9 protein-coding genes are annotated in these 20,094 nt (G+C 58.5%); 6 read left to right on the top strand and 3 right to left on the bottom strand.

All coding sequences use genetic code 11. The features are described 5' to 3' along the window. Positions 1-217: 217 nt before the first annotated feature. Together D1409_RS24910 and D1409_RS21225 are read left to right on the top strand one after the other, a co-directional pair. The gene (locus D1409_RS24910; protein ID WP_164471838.1) at positions 218-1,636 is read left to right on the top strand and encodes a hypothetical protein; all 1,419 of its coding nucleotides are present in this window, start codon (positions 218-220) and stop codon (positions 1,634-1,636) included. 272 nt (positions 1,637-1,908) lie between these two features. Beyond that, on the top strand, positions 1,909-2,970 hold the full coding sequence (locus D1409_RS21225; RefSeq protein ID WP_123622994.1) for a hypothetical protein: 1,062 nt from the start codon (positions 1,909-1,911) through the stop codon (positions 2,968-2,970). 114 nt (positions 2,971-3,084) lie between these two features. On the opposite strand, the gene D1409_RS21220 is transcribed toward D1409_RS21225, so the two are convergent. Then, positions 3,085-3,426, bottom strand: coding sequence for a type II toxin-antitoxin system PemK/MazF family toxin (locus D1409_RS21220; RefSeq protein ID WP_123538968.1), 342 nt, complete (start codon positions 3,424-3,426; stop codon positions 3,085-3,087). Positions 3,427-3,429: 3 nt separating this feature from the next. Beyond that, entirely contained in the window at positions 3,430-3,888 is a 459-nt protein-coding gene (locus D1409_RS21215; protein ID WP_123538967.1) for a MarR family transcriptional regulator, read from the bottom strand. A gap of 140 nt (positions 3,889-4,028) precedes the next feature. Between D1409_RS21215 and D1409_RS21210 the strand changes: the two genes are divergently transcribed. The 3 genes from D1409_RS21210 to D1409_RS21195 all read left to right on the top strand — a co-directional run bounded on the left by D1409_RS21210 (position 4,029) and on the right by D1409_RS21195 (position 8,784). After that, a complete protein-coding gene (locus D1409_RS21210) occupies positions 4,029-5,306 on the top strand; it encodes a hypothetical protein (RefSeq protein ID WP_123538966.1) in 1,278 nt (425 codons plus the stop codon). Positions 5,307-5,526: 220 nt separating this feature from the next. Continuing rightward, positions 5,527-8,166 carry a VirB4 family type IV secretion system protein gene (locus D1409_RS24905; protein WP_164471837.1) on the top strand — a complete coding sequence of 880 codons (2,640 nt, stop codon included), beginning with the start codon at positions 5,527-5,529 and terminating at the stop codon, positions 8,164-8,166. Between the two features lie 159 nt (positions 8,167-8,325). Beyond that, complete coding sequence (locus D1409_RS21195) at positions 8,326-8,784, top strand: hypothetical protein (protein ID WP_089768562.1); 459 nt, start codon at positions 8,326-8,328, stop codon at positions 8,782-8,784. Between the two features lie 96 nt (positions 8,785-8,880). Here D1409_RS21195 and D1409_RS21190 read toward each other — a convergent pair whose 3' ends face one another. Then, positions 8,881-10,188, bottom strand: a complete 1,308-nt coding sequence (locus tag D1409_RS21190) for a M48 family metallopeptidase (RefSeq protein ID WP_164471836.1) — start codon at positions 10,186-10,188, stop codon at positions 8,881-8,883. Positions 10,189-11,062: 874 nt separating this feature from the next. Here D1409_RS21190 and D1409_RS21185 point away from each other — a divergent pair. Next, positions 11,063-18,559 (top strand): hypothetical protein, encoded by a 7,497-nt coding sequence (locus tag D1409_RS21185; protein WP_164471835.1) that lies wholly within the window; start codon positions 11,063-11,065, stop codon positions 18,557-18,559. Positions 18,560-20,094: the final 1,535 nt, after the last annotated feature.

Raw genomic sequence — 20,094 nt, 5'->3', positions numbered from 1 at the left:
TGCTGGCGACGTGGCGCCAGCAGGGACGCAATCCCTACGACGAACTCAAGCGAGTTTCCCGAGACAACGAGATGATTTCACGAGCTCAGGCTGTGCCGGCCGTTGAATCTTCGGGGTAAACACGTACCGTATTGTTAAAGCCCTCTTCGCACTCGCTCTCATCCGTCCATTCCTCCACGTCGCTGTCGTCTTCACGAATAGCGTTACGAAGCTCGTGATGCCCGAGACTTACGCGGTCTCCCTCGCCGGCCCCGCCCTCAACAACGCCATCGGCGATTTGATGGGCTCGGCTATCGCCGCTGTGCTCGTTTACCTCGCCGCCGGTACAATCTCTCTCATCGCTATCGCTCTCGTTGTGATGATCCTCTTCCTCCGCATCTTTATGATCCATCTCGTCTACACCGCTTTCCCGATCCTGCTTGTTATGTGGTACACCGACTGGGGACCACTCCGGTACGCGAACGACGTCGCTATGTTTGTCTTCAAGGTCACAGCGTATCTCCTCCTCGCGGGGCCGCTCATCGCGCTCGCTCTTCAGACCGGCTGTAGTATGTCTGCCCCGGACATCTGTGTGGCTAACGCGAGCGGGGCTCACGGCCCGGAAGCACTCACTGCCGGAATTGACGCATCGCAGAATAAGCTCGTCCTTTGGAAGCGGTTCCTCGGCTGGCTTTCTGGCCTCGGTCTCGCCGGTTTCGTCGGGATCCAGGCCCTGTCGATGGGTGGAAGTTCCGCCGGTCATCTTCTCGGGTTTAGTGGCCTGAGTGCGTTACGCGGCGGTGGCAGCGGTAGTCCGTCTTCGTCCGGAGGTAGTGGTGGAGGAGGAGGTGGCGGTGGACCGACTCCGTCGGGTGGCGGTGGCGCCGGACAGCACACCCTCCGAAACTTCGGAGGCGGTAGCGGAACCGGCCCAAAGGCGTATGGAGCGACTGGCTCAGCAAAACCCGAATTCCACCCCCGACAGGCAGCTAGTTCGGCGAAAACTAATCTGAAACAACGTGTCTCGTCGGCACGGAATACTGCACGGAGTAACGCGCAGCGCGCCTACCGTGGCGTAAAATCACGGAAAGAATGGATGAGTCAGGCTACGTGGGGACAGGGCGCTCGAGCTGGGGTCGGATTAGCTGGCGGTGGCGTGGCGCTCGGCGCTCGCGAGGCGAAAGCGGGTGTGAGCCACGTGAAAAATAATCTCAACGAGCCGATTGCGAATTGGCCCGGCCACGCCTATCGGCGGGCGAAGAACGGCGATTGGAACCCACCGAATGACGATCTGGGTGCAAGTACGGACAGCGAAGTCGCAGCGGATAATGAAGTGTTGGCACTACCTGAGGGGAACCCGCCTCTCCCAGAGGGTGAGACGCTGACCCCAGAGTATGAAGACAGAGCACTCGATCCCAAGGAAGCTCAAGCGGTCGCTGGCGGGTCCGACATCGAAGACGCGAATCCGTATTCGGTCAACGAACCAGTCCAAGCTTGGTACGACCGCGTGAAGGCAAAGGACCAGCAAAAAGTGGAGGCGATGCGCCCTGACCTCATCAATCGAGATGTCTCCCCGCCTTCCTCCTCACCATCGGAGGAACAAATCCAGGAGTCCGTCGACGACTACGTCGATAGAACCCGCAACACAGACTCATAACGATTCAACCTGAATCCCTCCACTGGTACCGAGTCCCCTCCAGAATCACATTAGAACCAGTAATTGACCATTCTATGCTGTTGCTCGAGGGGCGTGCTTCCCGGCTGATATTTTAAATAGCAGAACGCGGTAGATTAGTACAGAAACACAAACACATGGGTTCCGAAACGACCACCGCCCGTCGCGTGCTGGCGACTCTCCCTAGGCACCCACTCTCGATCTCGGATTTCATCAGCCTCCAAGCACCCGATAGTTTCGAGTCCCCCTCCACCTTGAACGGAACCGACATTCACACCCGAGTCGACAACTCCAACATCCAAAATCTGGGCGGCGTCGTCGCTATCGGTGATGACTGGGTCGACCGTGAGGGCATCGTTGGCTTCCGCTTCATCGCCGGAAACGCTTGGTTCGGTGTCGGCTTCGAACCAGAGACTGGCTGGACTATCCTCACCGAGGACTCCATCGACGAGAAGTTCTCGCAGGCTATAGATGATCGTATCGCGACTTGGGCGACCACCTTCTACGAGGAGGAAACCGCCCGGCCGTCGTTCTATGATACTTTCGCGGCCGCCTGTGTGTCCCAGCTTCCACCGCGCCCGCTCCAGCACGGTGAACTCGGGGAGATACTCACCCCTGGGGGGATTTACCAGGAGTCCTTCGTTGAGGTGGTTCCCGTTCCCATCATCCAGATCGAACACACCGACAAGGTCATCGCCTTTTTGATGAAGGTTACTGCCCCTGATCGGTCCGGTCACGTCGTTGAGTATGGGTACCGCCTCCACACCGACGGCGTCTGGCGCAAGGTATGGGCTGACATCATCCCCGGCGAAGCGACCGAGGAAGTCGGTCTCCGTGATCGGCCAGTCGCCACTCTCATCGATGACGCCAATCAGGATTACTTGAATGAGATTGACTTGCTCGTGGAGCCTCCGGCCGATCACATCCAGATTGAGGTCTACATCGATGTGATGTCACCAGAGCCAGCACCCGGTGGTATGTGGACTGCGGCATCTGACTGGTTCCCATCTATCGAGTACGGTGCTCCCATCGTGGGCCTAAATACTGATGAGAATCCGGGCGAATTGACTGTCGTCGGCTACCTCGAGGGAACGGAGACCGCCGTTTATGTCGGTCTCAACCGCCAGGATGACACGTGGGAAGAGATCATCTCTTTCGACCGCCCCGCCGACAAACGACAGGACACGGAAGTTGTCAATACTATCGACGGCTGGCTTCAAAGCCAGTACGGCGCGCTCGTTGGGCCGTCGCACCACCCGCTCATCCAGCTCACCGACTGGGAGTCGAAGGTTCCCGACCTCTTCGCGTCCGATTGACCTATCCGAGCGTAACAACTTCATCGTAGCCGCGATCGGAAGGGAGCTACTGAGCAGTCGGCGCGTCAGAGATGTGGCGTATGGGGTGATATCCTGTATCGGAACTAGGCTGTCCTACCTCTCGAGAACCATTGCTGCGAATGCTTTTGCGAGCCGTCTCATAGTATCTTCACCGAATCTGGCGTGGACATCGCGGATATCGCTATGGTCGACTTGTTTGGTCGCCCACGGTTCTACATAGGAGCGTTTCAATAACTTCCCGACTTCAGGTTCCTCTTGTTCAACGGTGACGGCGTAGCGATTCTGTCCGTATTGTTCGCTTCCGGTCATTGCTGCGACCGTATAGAGCTCACCGTGGTCAGGACAGTCTTCATCGGAGATGATAACGACTGGACGAGATGGCCGCCTCTCGTATGGATCTGAAATAGATACAACGTGTCCGTGTTGATAGCCCATCGATTACTCCTCTACGGCATCCTCTTCAAGCTCTGCGATGATCTCTCCTGCTTCGTCTTCGGCAGTTGGTTCGTGCGTTTCGTCAGTTCCTGACCTCCCGTTCGGGTCAATGCTTGGAACTTTTTCTTCCCATCCTTCTTCAGCGTAGGCGTCATCGGTAGGTGCAGACTCGAAGAGCTGAACGACTGAGTCGAGAGATTCGAGCCGCTGCTTCAGCTTCTCGGCTCGGTCTGGGTCGACGTAGTAGGCACCTTGTGACCGTTCGACGAGCCCCTTCTCGAAGAGCCGCGTCATCGTCTTCGATGCGCTTGATTTACTGATATCGGTCTGGTCTGCGATTTCGCTTGGCGTGAAACCGTACTCACGGTGAGAGAGCAAGAAGCGGAGCGCTTCGTACTCATTCGTCTCTGGTTTCACGGGGAACGGTTCGTCGTTTGTTAGTTCACGGACGTGGATTGGCATAGTTGTCACTACTTGTCACCGTGTGTCATTAAGACTTTCGCAGGACGCGCCGCATTGACGTCGTCTTCTAAGTACTCTTCAATCTCTATTGGGGAGAGAATTTTTAGGCATTCACGACACGTATTCACACAAGACGTCCCATGAAACGGTATCCAGTAGCCGGCCAGTTACTCGAGCATCGCCTCTTCTTCGGACTCAGCGTCAGCGATCTCGAAGTCGGCGTAATCCCACTCGCTGGTATCATCCTTGCGTCCGGTATCAACAACGTCTTCGAGCCCTCGTTCAGTGGGCTACTTACTATCGGAAGCGGGATTCTCGGTCTCCTCGTCGGCTTGTACGTTCTCTGGCGAACACCTGCCGGTCAGACCCCTCGCGAGTGGCTCTTCGGGGCTGCAAAACACATCGTGGGCCCGGATCGCTATCTCTGGCAACCCGTCGAACGCGGTCTCGTTTCTGGACAGCACCTTGACGACATCCGCACTTTCCATTCTGAGGATTCCGAATCCTCCGACGACAACAGCGATCCGGACCCAGAATCCTCGTCCTCGAGTGGCCCCCAGCAGTCCGCCTCAGATGATAACAGCGGTCAGCAAATCGTAACTGACGGCGGGCAGATGCACTCTCGCGAACGCCCACAGCGTGACCCGAGCCAGTACTACCACCAGCTCACGCAGGAGGAAACAACAACGCAGTCGCAACTAGCTTTCGAGTACGTTCGCGAAGACGGCATTATAGTCACCGAGAGCGACAACGAGGAACCTGCGTACGTCGGCCTTGTTCACATCACCCCGACGAGTTGGCTTTCCCTCGACGATGAAGGACGCCAGTCTACGATCAACGCGTACGCTGACGTTCTCCGTGGAATCTCTTACCCCTTCCAAGTGCTCGCCCTTCCTCGTGAATTTGACCTGACGACGCACTTCGAGGAGATCGAACGTGCAGCCTACGAGGCTGAGGATCCGCCAGACATTATGCAGCTTGGTCGGTCGACGTATATCGACTGGCTCAACGAGTCGGTCGGTACCCGGCGAGTCAAAGTCCGTGATTTCTACATCGCCGTTAGGGTCGAAAGCTCGCACGTCCGGGAACAGTCCTATGGCCACTCTACAGACGTTGTTTCGGGATCTCTCTTCCAGCGGATCGTGGGCTGTGTCAATTCTGTTACCTCCTCAGTTCGTTCTCGGATCGGCTCGAATACCGACGACGACGTCATCGAACGACAGTGTATTTCTGAAGTTAGAAGTCGGCAACACGAGTTTGCCGAAGCACTCCCCAGGACCGGTGTTCAGACCGAAGTGATGGACGACCGGGCAGACGTTCTGGACGTCCTCTACCGCTACTACAACCACGCCGACTCACCACTCGACGAGTATTCCCCCAAATCCTACGCGGAAGTTCTCCCACCTCGCCGGCCGTAGTGATCCTCGATCATCCCAGCATCTCTTCTTCCATCTTCTCGACTGTTCCTGCGGCACTTGAGGTAGCACCACTGCCAGTGTTACCCCACGAGTGAATTATCTCTGTAGTTTGTGGGGTAACTCGCTGCCCTCCCTCAACCCACTTGTCGAAACGCCTTCTTTGTGGAAAGGTATCAACGGGCGAAACCATTTACCGAGGCACTACGTATCCCACGATGGTATGAGTAGCGTCCCAGTAGCCTGGGTACTCGGAATAGCATCTGCTACCGGGCAAGTGCAACAGATCATTCAGACGATCCAGCGAGCGATCCAAGGCAGCCCGAACGCTCCGTCACCATTCATTCTTGTCGGCGTCGCTGTCGGCGTCGCCCTCCTCCTCGGTCTCGGTATTCTTGCGTCACGTCGATTTGTTGGTTCGGCTCAACATCCATCTACAAACGCAATGAAAGGCGCACCTGAGACGGAGGCCAACAGCGGCGTTCTGAATCGTCTTCTCTCTCGGCTTCCCGGTAGTTTTGGATCTATCCCTGGTGCCGGTACCTCCGCCCGAACAGATCCAGCCAACGTCAACCTCGAGGAAATCGACGACGAAACCTTCGACCGCGCCGTCAGCATCCTCGAACAGGAAGGCCGGGAGACGAGTCGGGCAAACATCCGTGAACAGGTTGCCCGCCTCATCGACTTCGAGGCCGCCGACCCCGACGAATTCCGCCTTGGACTCATCCAAGACGCCGACAGCCAAGCCCAGATCGACCAAGCGAGCGTCGCCCCACCAAGTATCGTCCCCGAAGATCCAACCACTCTCTACCGGAACGGCGAATTCGTCCGTATCCTCACTCCCGCAAGTGCTCCCGAGAGTGTCTTCGGTGGCTGGCTTATCAACCTCACCACGACCAATCTTGACGTCCGCGTCAGCTACCATCACTCTCCCCGCGATCCCACAACGATCCGCGGTGCCCTCCAGGACCGTCTCACCGAACTCCAGATCGCCCTCTCTCGGAAGGAGGAAAAGGGCGCGACAGACTATCACGAAGACCTCAACCGCCGGGAAGAACTCGATCGTCTCCTTCGTCGCCTCACCGAAGGGACGACTCGACTCTACGACATCGGTATCTACATCGAAGTCGCTGGCAGTACCCGCGATGAACTCGAAGAGTCCGCTCGGAAGGTCCAGCAACTCGTGGCTGACCGCGACGTCGAACTCGTTCCCCTTGAATTTCGCCAACTTGAATCCCAAGACGCGATCGCACCTGTCGTCTCCGACCCCATCCAGAACACGGACCTTATGGAACACGACGCGGCGGCCACCCTCTTCGGCTTCGTCGAGCCCGCCATCGCTCACGAGGACGGTGTCCTCTATGGCTTCGATGAGACTGGAAACCCTGTCATCGTCGACCGATACAGCCTCTCCGGCTTCTCTAAAGTCATCACTGGGAAGATCGGGTCCGGAAAAACGTTCGCCGCGAAACTTTCTCTCTGGCGCCGTCTCCTCATCGACCCTGAATTCACGGCTATTGCATTCGACCCCACCGGTGACGACTTTGTCGACTTCTTCGAGACCCTCGGTGGCGATGTCGTCACCTTCGGTGGCGACGTCACCATCAACCCGCTCGAAATCCACCGCGGTACGGGTGAGGCTGAAGACCCCTACAAGGACAAACTCCGTTCCTTGACGGGGATGGTGCGGACGTTCTACGATCAGAGCGGCGACAGCCTGAGCGCCGAACGTGCTGGTCTCATTCAGCAGGTCTTCCACCTTGCATACCTTATGTACGGTATCACTTCCGAACCCCGCACTCACGAACGCGAAAACCCCACTATGGAAGACGTCCTCGACATCCTCAAGGCTCTTGCTGATGGTGAGGACCCACTTGAATTCGTCAGCTACCAAGGAGATGCTACCGAACTTCACCGTGAGGAACGCGACGAGCTCGATGAACGCGTTGACGAAGTCACCTCCCGACTTCAGTCGAAGGACGATAGCAACCTCAAATCCGAAGCCAACAGCCTCCTCCGCTCGCTCGAAGCCTTCCAGCCAGGTGGCGTCGCTGCGAACCTCTCTGGGAAGACGACCGTCGATCTCGAAGACGAGCGGCTCATCGTCTTCGATATGAGTGCCTTCCAGGATACCAATCAAGCCCCTCTCCTCCAGCACGTTATGCTTGATTGGAGCTACCAGCGGGCTCGCGAGAACTCCCGCCGGATGGAGGTCATCTTCGAGGAGGTTCACTACCTGCTCAGTCAGAAATCTGCCCGCTCGCTGATTGGCCTGTTCACCCGCCATTCTCGACACTTCAACGCTGGCTTGACGCTCATCTCCCAGACTGCAGAAGAATTCATGCAGGAGACCGACGATGTCCACTCACCACGCGCGATCTACGACCAGTGCGACATCAAGCAGCTGTTTTACCAGGAATCAATTTCAGACGAGGTGATCGACTACTACGACCTCTCCCCAGCTGATGTCGAGGCCATCCAGAGCTTTGCACGTGGACAGGAGTCCGAGTTCAGTGAATGTCTCCTGAGCGTCACCGGAATCGCGCGTCGACACCTCGAAATCCACGCGAGCGAGCTCACGGTTGATCTCCTTACTGAACCTGAGACGGCCGCCGCAACCGCTCAGTTGGTTGAACAGCGTCGCCAACAGGCTGCCACCGCCCGCAGTGAACAGACTACCACCCAACCAGAGGAGAACGCCGAGACTGCCGGTGGTTTGGGCGAAGAACCTGCTGAGAAGGAAACTACTGACTCCAGTACGACACCCAGCGAAACGAGTGAGCCACCAACTGACCCCATCACAGACGGAAGTGGGGGCTCATCCTCCTCTGGGGACACTGCTGACGACACTAATTCCGAATAATACCCTTCCCTTCTCTTCTCGCTCCGTCTACCTTGCCTCTCGTCATTTCACACCTTCCCTGTAGTCCACCAGTACAATCGGAGAGAGCGGGTTTTCGCCTGTACCCCCGGTGGAGTTAAGTGTTAGACCAGCATGGTTCAAACTAACCGGGAGACAGATATGACCAGCGTACTCCTCGGTGTCCAGCTCGCAGCTTTTGCCATCGCGGATGCCCTCCCTGGTGGCCTACGCGGGCTTGGACTCCTCACGGCTGCCCGCGCACAGTTCGCGACCATAAAAGCCGACCTGATGGCTCAGGCCGCGCCGATTTGGACTCGGCAGATGAGTGTGATCTTGCAGGCAGACTGTCCAGATGGGACTGAGGTTAGCTCAAATGAAGTCATCCAGTCCATCCACAACATCAACGACTTCATCTTCCTCCTTGGATGGACGCTCGTGCCCGGAGGATTCGTCCTCGGAGGTATCCTCTACTTCTACGGCTGGAACCAGTCTTGGAAAAAGCGGGGCCTCCGGCTGATGGTTGGCGCGGTCGCGATCGCCGGCGTCATCCTTCTTTGGGGCGCTATCGCTAACCTCATCCAGTGGGCGACCGGCGGCACTTGTGCGCCCACCACGTAACGGCGTTGAGTCGATTATTGGCGCTGGCAGACTGCCGCCTTGCCGTCCCCATCTTCTCGGCATCATCAGTAACTACAACCTGTGACCACGCTCTTGTTAAGGCGAGCTGTCACACCCCTGTCGCTCTCGGAGTACCGCAATCCTGTCCTCGACTGAGGGGTGCACTCGAAGGAACCACTCGATAACAAACGGAGCCCCCCATGGAAGGGACGACGTCTCCGTCTTTTTCGAACTCTCCCTCGCTCGGAGATCGGCAACCGACTGCAATGCGGTTATCGCGGTCTCACTTCCCACCCGTTGTCGTTCGTATTCGTCGGCAGCCAACTCAGCTCGGCGAACCCACCGTACGAGGCCGAACCGGAACCCGAACGCGAGAATGCCCATCACCACACCGAGTGTCTGCATCGATGGCGAAACAACCGCGAGTATCCCACCGACACCACCGAAGAAAATCAATCCGGCCCCAGCAGCGAGGCGAAGATGTCCAAGAACATGATGCCCGTGCTCGTGGTGGAGGATTGCGCGGAGTGATTCTGGCGAAATACTGTCATCTTCGAGGAGGGTCTCGCCAACGAAGACCCGGCGAAAGGGCCAGACACCCGCCGCCATCGCCGTCGAACGAAGCCCCACCGTGGCAACCCAAATCGACGTGTGGGGGTCAGCATCGATCTCCTCTGGTACGATCGCTGCGTATTCTTCAGGTGTGAGCGGCCGCGCCATATTCAGAAACGGCAAGAGCGTGATTGCGAAGAACAGGTAGGTGAACGTGAGCGCCCAGGTCACCGGCATTCTGAGCTCAGATGGAATCGGCAGCGCCGTCCACGGTGCTACAACAAATATAAAGAGTCCACCAACGACCAACGCAACCCGGAGAGCGTGATCGTGGCGCGCCTCCGGCGTCTCAAGATGACTTGTCGTCTCCCTCCAAAACATTGAGATGAACGGCGCACCTGTCACCGCCAAACACCCGAAATAGCTCGCAAGGATGAGCATCGGAAAGAGTCCTTTGACGACGACATTCGGTGAGGGCATCGGATATTCTGGCGTTAGTCTAACAAAGAACACCCAGACCAGAGTGGTGAATCCACCACTGACGATAGACCCCCCTAAGAACAGCACGAAGAAGTTGTTCAAGTGATCTGGAAGCCAAGAGACCCACCGAAAGCCTTCGGACACTTCATATTCTTCCGAGGCGGTTTGATCCGTGTTTTCCGATGATTCCGTCGACGCCGATGCCTCTTCGCGGTTCAACCTATACTCATCGTAACGGTTTACCGCAGCACCGATCTGCCAGCCAAGTGCCACTGCGATAAGTATCGGGACCGTCACCCCGACGAAGAGCAGCGCCGTCGCCGATGTAACCCCAAACACGAATCTGACCAGAACATAACTGAAGCCCGCCACTATAGGGGCAGTAAGAAATACACCCAACCCCCACCAGACCAACGTATCGACCGGCGAAGGTAGCCACGCAAGCGACGAACGAGCCTCGGATAGGACTCGTCGCCACCGTGGACAGGAGCTTGAGTCGCCATTCGAGGGCATCTTTTACCGTAGATCATGCTATCTGAACCCAAAAATTGTCCGGGGGAACTCCAGTCCCTCGACCCACTGGCTATGAAAACGATTGCTTAGGAGACATTAGCGCATCGACTGAGCGAGCAATCGACCGGCCCCAAACTCCCGAATAGTATTTTACGCTGAGCAGATGAAATATCTGTAGAGGCCACTACTGGCTATGCCGACGCTCCCAGCCTTCACTCGAGCTTGGCTCTCGCCGGCCCCGCTCACCGATGACCATACCCAGTCGCCGCCCGATGCAAGGACAGATCGTACTTCGCATTCGTCGCGGTCGGTAGAGCCGACCCAGACGTCTCGATCCACTCGCTCAGGCCGCCCGAGGAATCGCCGTCCCCTGTACGGTGTTCTGTTGGCCCTGAGCGTCATCGGTATCCTACTCACGGCGGCCACTGGCCCAGCTCTCGCAGCACACCCCGCTGACTCCACGAGTACCACAGAGAGCCAGGACCTCTCTTCTACTTCGCTGCAATCCACGAATACAACCTCGCCGTGCCAAACTCAGAACAATAACTCGTACGGATGGACGGAACACTACGCGTGTATTCAAGTTCATCTCTACCAGCAGGATCAGGATCTCTCGATCTTCCCAGAAGACGCAACACAGGCCCGGGAAGCTGCGAAGAACGGAGAGTCGGCTGAAACCATCGAGGATTGGCTCTTCCGATACTATCGTACGGAGCAATACCCCGACTGGTGGATGCCGTCAGAGGAACAGATTGAGCAAACCCCGAAGCTCAAGCTCTACCCACTCACGAACGAAACAGTTCACGAGTACGAGACCACTCAATCTCTCTCCGTGTTTCCGGAGGACGCTCGAGCCGTCCGATTCGCGGCAACTCATAACGCGACGGTGAACGAACTCCGGATGGCCCTCCTCAACTACTACGCCGTTCAGTGGGATCAGGGCTGGCGGCCGGACTCAGAATCATCCACGACCACCACAGCCAACACATCCGTAGGAGGCGGCTCAAACGGAGGAGAATCGGAGGCTACCGCCGGGTCGAGTTCAAGCCCCGCTTGGTATGCTCCGTACCTTAGTGGGATCGTCGACGCCGCAAATCAATTTCGTGGATGGATGAGTGGAGTGCAGGAGTTCATCGGTGGGCTCCTCATTTGGAGCTTCAAGAATCCCATTATCGCAGGGATTGTCATCTTCACGTCTCTCGTCGTGTTCCTCCTTCTCGGAGTCGCACGGCGGATGCGGCGGACGTGGACGGCGATGCTCGCGGTCTGGTCTCGATTCGTCCGCGCGATCGTCTGGGTGGCCGACACTATTGGCATCGGAACGATCCGGCGAACACAAATCAAATTCTTCCGATTTCGTCGCACCCTCAACGTCTATGCTCACGCGTTCGCAGCGATGACTGGCTGGGCAATCCGCGAAGGGTTTCACCGTGTCGACCGTACGATCACAGACTACGTCACCGACGAAGACTCCAGCACGTGGTCGTATATCGCACCACCCGCTCACGCACGCGCCAGTAGCGCAGCTGATGCCGCCGTCTCGGAGACAACGTATGCGAAGAGCAAGCGCCTCCTTGATCCTCTCGATGCACCAGCCGTGTACGAACTCGATGAGGATGAACCACCGCGACCAGGAGACGACCTCTGGTACCGCATTACGGCCTCCGATCAACCGGCCTCACCAGAGACAATCACTAAACAGATCGAAGGTCTACCCAATCTCACTGACGGGCTGGAAGTCATCATCCGATCGGCACCTCATGACCCCGAGATCGGAGGAGAAGAAAGCGAGCTTCAAACTACTGAAGGCGATGGCACCCGACTCGCAATCGAGGTTCTAATCCACTTCATCGAGGACGGCCAGACGAGCACGCTCGACCGGACGAAGCACAACTGGGTACGACAAGCCTTCGGTGGTCCCGACTACGACGTCACGCCCGTCTCGACGACGCTCCAGCGACTCCTCCGCGCCCGGCCGTACCGGCGGTGCAAGCATCTTCTCGGGAATGATGCGCCCCCATCAGCGACGTTCCCTTGGAGTAACGCGCAATCATCGGACGCCGCGACAGACGGTGGGCGGACTATCGGCGAGGACACGCCCACACCGAGCGAACGCGCAGCTGCAGCCGAGGCGATTCCTCAACGGTACTTCCGAGAGCATCTTGAGGATCAGTTCACTGCGGTCTGCCCTGAAGCGCCCGTGAGCTATCCACTCGGCTCCCGAGGAACCCGCCGCTGGGACTTCCTCCAGCGACTCAACGTCTTCGACGAAACCGCTGCCGAAGAAGCCCCTCCGATGGAAGCCGCTCTCGATGCCCTCCTTGAGACCGACGAACCCGCACTTCTCCGTGCCCGGATTACATCCGCAGGCGACCTTAGTGATCTCATTCGGCAGAAACTCGACGTCATCGAGGGTGAGGAAAGTACCCAGTTCGACAAACGAACGAATCGCCGTGGGCGTAGCCGTGCGACACCAAGCTCAGGAGAGAATACCACCGAGGAAGACCGGGCTGCTGCTCGAGAACGAGAGAGTAGTCGGGTCCGTGGGGAAGTCGCGAGCGCGGAAGGGACACGGAACGAAGAACTCCAGAACAAGGGTGTAACTCGGAGTTTCAAAGTCACGATGGATGTCTTCACCCAACCCACACCCTTCTTGAACGATGCTCTCGAAGAGACTGCTGGAGGGTCAGTTGAACCCTCCTCAGAGGCCCACCCCGTCCCCTCCCCCCTCTTCCATTCAGATGGGGACTCCACCTCTGCCTCGACAAATACGGCGAGTGACGGGGGCGTCTTCACCGAAGAACAGCCCGACCTCAACGAGATAGACAGTACTGCCGATCTATCTGGTTCCGACGCCGACATCGAGACCTTAGCGAGTCGTGGTGACACTCTTCGAGTGACTCCCGAGACGCTTGCCGAAGCCGCAGCCAGCCAGCGGACTACGGCTCGCGACGACGCCTGGCGGCTCGCAAAAACGTGGGCGACTGCTGCTGACGGCGAGTTCAACAAGCTCACTGAACCACCAGAGAACAGCCGCCTCGCAAAGTGGGCACGGCAGTTTGGATGGCGGAGACATACGCTCGGACAGCTCCGTGACTCGTACCGTTTCCACCGCGCTCAGGAGTATGCTGGTAGGGCACCCACATTCGGCCTACACTACTCTCTCCGTCGCCGCTGGCCGATCGTCCTCGCCGCCGCCGACGAACTCCCTTCGTTCACAGCACTCCCGAGTACCAGCGCTGTCTCGGACGACCTCGCAGCCCATATGGAACGCCAACTCTCCCACACAGCCCCACTCTCTGAACTCTCTCCTGCCGAGGACAACGAAATCATCGGTACGGACATTGACGGGGCCACGCTCGGCTATGCGTTCGATCGTCTCCACGCTCGCGACCTCGCTCGTCCCGTCAAACATCGCACGGACTATATGGACCGGTCGATCCTTCACCAAGGGCTCCCCGGCTCCGGGAAGTCTGTCGACCAAGCTCACGAGATCGTCGAGCGTCGGAAGGCCACGAACGGCCCCATCATCATCTACGCCGGCCCTGGCGCAAACGTCGGTGAACTCGCTGTGCGCGGTCTCTTGGATGAATTCGGCGAAGACTGGGTGCGCGAGCACGTCCACTGGTTCGATATGCCCGAGGTCCTCCCCGGACTAACGGTCTTCGACACACGACCCGCCCAACAGGCTGACGACGCCCACGGCAACCCCGAGGCCGCAGAGAGCGTCGCAACCGACGACACCTCTTCCCAGCGCCCTGATATCGCTTCCAAGGACACCAGTTGGGAGACACACGGCTCACAGGTTATGCAGACTGTCCGGAAGATAGCCGAACTTCTGATGGGTGAGAGCGACTTCCAGAACGCCCGCGTGTCCCGTGATGTCCTTCGAGCCCTTGGAACAGCCGGTTTCTCACCGCATACATACCCGACAGGCGTCGACGGCACACCTGCGTACCAGCGGAACGGTAGCGACACCAGCAGTAACACACTCCCAACTGCTGACGACCTCGTGAGCGGCGAAAGTCACTCCAATGATGGAAATGAGGACGATTCAAGATCGCACCAACCGACTGTGATGCCGTTCCGCTGGGGATACGACGCCAGCCCGTACGTCTACCCTCTCTGGCAGCTCCAAGAGCAGACCCAGCAGGTCACCGAACTGACGAGGTTGATGGACCCGGACATCCCGATCAACCCCAAGGAAATACTGCCTGATCCGGGCTCGCACGCAATCAAGCGGAATATGGAGACGCCGTTTAACAACCAACAGCACACCGCCCAGCAGATCCTCGGCGGTGTCACTAACCGTCTGAACGCGCTTACGACGGACGCCCGGCTCGCACCCCTCTTCAATAACACGACCCGGCGGTTCTCCTTCGCCGACTTCCTCTCTGGCGACCGCCAGAACGACGTCCTCATTTTCGACGTCGAGGACCTTGACCCGGATGCCCAGCGTGACTTCGTCCTTACACACGAACTCCTAATGCAGTACGAACTCGAACTCTACAAGTCCTTCCTCAAAGAGGAGGCAACTGCGGACGATTACTACGTCAGCGTCTTCATCGACGAGGCGGGCCGCCTCGTCGAGCCGGATGACCTTGCGAAGATGATCGCCGTCGCCCGCAACCACTCTGTCTCCCTCTCACTTGCCGTCCAGACGCCCGACCAGCTCTTCGACGCCGACACCGACAACAGTGTTGGCGACGACCCGACGTACGCCGAGATCATCGGTAATATTCAGACGACCGTCGTGCGCGCCGGTGAAATCACGCGTCAGCAGGCAAAGGCGCTTTGTCCGGCCGACCTCGAGGTCGAGGACTTCATGGATCACGTCCGTGATCTCCCCGTCGACCACCGACTCGTCCAGTATCCGACACCTTCCGAAGGAACACGGTCTCAGACCATCGAAATCGCCCGCATTCCCCTTCCGAACTGGCATCAGGATGCCGAGGAACCCCCCGAAGGCTACGATTCTCGCGAAAATTTCGAGGGGGCCTTCCGAGAGGTTCGTGCCGACGTCATCGACCAGACGAACGAAGAGTACGGAATCCCCGACGACGAGTCAGAATCGGCTGTCCGTAACCGGGCGATTCTCAACATCCCCGAACTCGCCCACCATCTCACAATAGACGACCCACTCCTCCCGGTTGTCCTCGCGTGGGCGACTTGGATAGTCGCTCGTGACCCACCCAACGGGCCCGGTGAAGAAACTCTGCACAGCGTCTCCAACACCGACAGCAAGCTCCCTGACCTCGAAGACCCAGTTGAACCAAATAATGATTCGACGGCAGAGGACTCCCCGGCTGAGGAAGTCAGCGCGATAGATGTCCTGTCGGATGATGCAGGACCCGATGAATACACAGCTGAATCGGTATCTGCCAGTCGCGAGAACGATTCTCCATCCACTACGAGCGAGCAGCCAGATACGCTGTTCGACTCAGGTGGGTGGGCTCGCGACCAGTGGGATGAGGCGAAGACCGAGCTCACCCAATCCAATACCGAGCGCCAGACTCCTCCCTCGGCCGCTGAGAGCTCAGGGCCTGCGTCCAGTCTTCATCACGTCCTGAAGGGCAGTATGACGACTGACGAGTGGGAGGAGCTTACCGACCTCCTCGAGAAGGGGAAATCACTTTCCCCAGAGGAATGGGCGATTCACACCGACCTCCCGACGTACCGGAAAGACGAGGAATCCATCCAAGCCCGTGCGCTCAACAGCCGCGTCGCGACTCTCCTTAACCAAGGTATCCTCACCGAGGATGAAGTGGCCCGGATTCAGGAACTCATCGATCTCGCACGGGATACCGGGAACTGGCCACCGACTGCGGTTCGTGATCGTCTCGACACGAAGTCCGAAACTGCGCCAGCAGACGAATCAGCTCTCGAACAGCAAAATGCCACTGTGAGTAACGAGAGTGTGTCCGCGGCGATCGAACGCCGCCGGACCAGTGAGAGCAATTCTGTTGGGATCGACCCATTCGATGGAGAGGAACCACGACCCGGGACGTACCGCTGGGTGCGCCTTGACGAGATGTACCGCCGGCTTCGCCTCGAAGTCGAGAAAGTCCTCGCCACAGAGGACCTCAACGAGGGAGAACGTAATCGTCGCCGCGATGCCCTCCCCTCGCTCAAGGCGTGCGCCGATGAGATCGAGGCGTTAGGCACCATTATGACCCATCGGGGCGTCGCTGGCGACACTCCCATCCCGGAAACAGACGGTATCTTCGAGATCGAACTCGCGAAGCACCGTGACGACGTCCCCGGCGACGAGGGCTACGCCATTCGGTTGACTCCCGAGGGTGCTCGTCTCCTTCTTGAAAACGTCTTTTCGACTGGCTGGGTTGCAACCGCTGGGACCGATACTCACGATACCGGCCTTCGGGACGCTATGACGGCACTCGAAGACGCAGTCCCCACCCGAGTCAGTGGCCGGATCATCGACCAAGACACCGGGGACATCCCGGACGCCGTCCTCACAGTCTTCGCCAGCGAGCCTACGGAGTGCTTCGCTGACGACATCATCTTATGCACAGTCGAAGAGGAGACCGACCCACGTCGACACCCCACGAAGAAACTCCGTAACCTCAAGAAGGCGCTTAACACTACTACGAAGAGTGGCGAATGTCGCCTCCCCATCTTCGTCGCCGAAACACCGTGGGACGAAGACGCGGGGGGCCCCGACCTTGGACCTGCCACCGCATTATCGAACATCCTCCGTGATCCGATGAACACTCAGTGGTCGGGTCGCCGGTTCTACTCGCAATCGAACACGCCAATCGACTTCGACGGCGGCGCCCGCGACGGCGGTGTCACCGCTGTCGTCCCCCGATCGGACACAGAGAGCGCCGGCGCGTCGATCTGGGCTCGCGACCCGGACCCCGACTCGGACGACTGCCTCCTCGTCGCCCCGACCGCCGACAACATCGGCCATCCCGATGACGAGGATATACACCTCCGTATCGCTCCCGGTGACTTCCAGAACCTCACTCCCTCGAGCATCCCGTACCGGGCGACATGTCCCCCGGGAAGTGCAAACGAATCAGCTCGCTATATCGTCGAGACTCCGGGTAGCGAGCAGACGTACAAGTACGAGACGGAAGAGCGATTCCGTGAGGATTGGGTCCGCGTCAACAAGCCATTCGTACCCGACATCGAATTCCGGCACCCGGACTACCCGGAAACCGCATATGCCATCCTCGTCCGATACGAGCCGCCCCGCGCCGGCGACGATGCACAGGCACGTATCGCCTGGTTCGATCATCGGACCTCGGGCGACGAGGAGATGGGGACGCTTCGGCCCGTCGAGGACCTCATCGAAGCGATTCAGACGGGCGAACTCAAGCCGGCGTCCGCTGGCCCCGGAACGGCACCCGAGAGGACTCACGAAGACGAAGTCTCGACCGACGAAGCGCAAGACTCTGAAGTGGATGAGGAAGACACTGGCGCGTCATCATCGACGGACGAGGCACCAGACGAATCCACTCCCGAGCCATCCGACAACAAGGACGAAGAGCTTGACGGCGATGATACTGACTCAACGCAGTCCGAGGAGGGAGAGACAGACGATACTTCCGAACCACTCCAGGATGAGGGGAAAGCAGCTACCGCCGCGTTCATCGCGGCTTACCTCCGTCCTGCACCGAACAACGTCGTGGACGTGGATGTCGCCTTCGACCGTTGTCAGGAATTCGCGAGCACGCACAACCTCGTCCCACCAGAATCAGAGGACGAGTTCGCAGAAACGATCGATTCCCTCTTCGATGCGTTCGACACGGACACCGGTATCGACGGAGACCTCTTCGACATCGATCGCGACGTCATCAGTGCCCTCGAAGAGGGATTCAATATCGTCTCAACGTCAGGTGGAAACGAAGACAGCACTCGAACCGTTATATTGGGTGTGAAGATGGTTGATCCCACAGAAGAAGACACGTCGTTCTTGACGGAAGCAGCGCCCGAGCAGTCGGCAGGTGGTGCGGCGTTCATTGCGAACCAGCTCACGTCCGACCCTGACGGAGCGCTTCCGAGTTCGGAAACCTATGACGAATACGTCGACACCGTCACCGACTGGGGATTCGAGTCTCTCCCTGACCGAGGTTCGAGTGTGACGTTCAAACGGTTCCTCCAAATCTGGGGTGCGGCGCTGTTCGGCGTCTCGGTCGAACGGAAACGCCGGCGGATCGACGGGTCGCCTACGCGGTGCTATACGCACCTCGAGTGGCGCGAGTAGCCTCTTGATTTTCTTTCTCAGTCTACCGCCTCGATCTCCCGTCTAATACTATGAACTCAAAATTATATTTCCGATAATTTCCCTTCTGACGGTGTCACTTAATCCTCGATTTTCTAGAACTATTACTGAATAGCATATTTTGGAGAAACCACCGGACGGCACGGTAATACAAAACTGGAACGGTAAATCGGAACGCGAATCTCTGAGGACTCACAAAATCACCATATAGCGTCGGGATGGTAAACTGGAACGTCAATCATTAGCATACACTCCCGCAAAGACCGGATCCTTTTGCAAACTGGAACACCGTGCAGTCTTGCGGTTTTCACCGGAAACCTGGACACATCTACGCACCACCACACACCAGCATCTCGATAAACTGGAACGCCGCGCAGTCTTGCGATTTCGGGCCTATAGTCAACTCCGTGCTCAGAACACCCTTCGAGCGACTCTCCGCACTCTCGAAACTGGAACGCTACGCAGTCTAGTGATTATCCCCGGCTATTGAGAAACTGGAACACCCCCTTTCCCACTAGTATAGAGGGGGCAGATTCGTGTGAAAGGGGGGTACCGATGTGTTCCGGCGAGCGGGTACCCTGGCAGCGGGTACAGGCTGCCCCCTGGGCGGTCGTCGAAGACGAGTGTCTGATGCGTATCAGATTGTGGAGAAGTCGGTAGCCGAAGCCGAGGTGAATAGCCGTTGTGTGTCGCGTGGAGAGCGCGGCCTGTCGTAACGTAGGAGCTGGTGGGTGGCGTCGAGGTGTAGCATCGAGCGCGCGTGGGGAACATACGGCTTTGCGTACGAGCGAGTGGGAGTGGATGGTCGTGTCGCGGTGGTGCCTACACTAGGGTCTGCTGGCTATCGCACGGGGACGTCAGGGTGCGTATCTCAAACAGGCTAGGGACGTGCTGCGTATCGCGGCTCTCGCCTCGTGGTTCGTTCTCAGCGTGAGGATTGGGCACGGTGACGTCGACTTCGCGAGGGGCTGTCGGCTGTACTCGAGGCGGGGGGTCGCGCCGTCGTGAGACGCCGTGGGCTGTCGATAGAGCATAGTGGTGTGGCCTCGGCGGCCGAGTGGTCGCTGTCGCCACCGCGTTCCGGCGTGACGGCCGTCGGCTCGCTGCTCTGGCGCGTATGGATGCCCAATCGGTGTGTCTCGAGAAGGGTGCCGCGCGCGTCGGGGTCGCGCGCGCTTTGGATCGAGACCGCCGCGACGAGCAGAGCTCGTCGGACGGTCTCCGTGGGTGAATTAGGACCGCGTCGTAGCGGCGGCTGATTTCCGGGACCTGCTCCACACGCTCTGGCCGCTGACAGCGGGCCACGATTTCGGGGAATCGCGTAGCTTTCCCCGAAATCGGCCGCCTCACCGGCCAGTCCGTGGGAGCCGATGTCGTCCACTCATCCGCCGAAGTCCGCGGATTGCGCGGTCACGAGACACCGACGCGAACCGGACCCTACCCGCGAGCGCAACCCGCTCGCGGGTCCCCTTCCAGTCCGCGACGGCGCCTCGTAACACCGCTCATCGAGCGGATTC

The organism is Halosimplex salinum, assembly GCF_003730195.1.
Lineage (GTDB): Archaea > Halobacteriota > Halobacteria > Halobacteriales > Haloarculaceae > Halosimplex > Halosimplex salinum.
Note: the sequence above shows the minus strand (reverse complement) of the source record. Positions and strands in the feature narration are given on the sequence as shown.

Bases quoted from the DNA above. Each gene is read 5' to 3' on its own strand.
- D1409_RS21210 (WP_123538966.1), top strand. From the start codon at position 4,029: ATGAAACGGTATCCAGTAGCCGGCCAGTTACTCGAGCATCGCCTCTTC.
- D1409_RS24910 (WP_164471838.1), top strand. From the start codon at position 218: ATGCCCGAGACTTACGCGGTCTCCCTCGCCGGCCCCGCCCTCAACAAC.
- D1409_RS21220 (WP_123538968.1), bottom strand. From the start codon at position 3,426: ATGGGCTATCAACACGGACACGTTGTATCTATTTCAGATCCATACGAG.
- D1409_RS24905 (WP_164471837.1), top strand. From the start codon at position 5,527: ATGAGTAGCGTCCCAGTAGCCTGGGTACTCGGAATAGCATCTGCTACC.
- D1409_RS21185 (WP_164471835.1), top strand. From the start codon at position 11,063: ATGCCGTCAGAGGAACAGATTGAGCAAACCCCGAAGCTCAAGCTCTAC.
- D1409_RS21215 (WP_123538967.1), bottom strand. From the start codon at position 3,888: ATGCCAATCCACGTCCGTGAACTAACAAACGACGAACCGTTCCCCGTG.
- D1409_RS21195 (WP_089768562.1), top strand. From the start codon at position 8,326: ATGACCAGCGTACTCCTCGGTGTCCAGCTCGCAGCTTTTGCCATCGCG.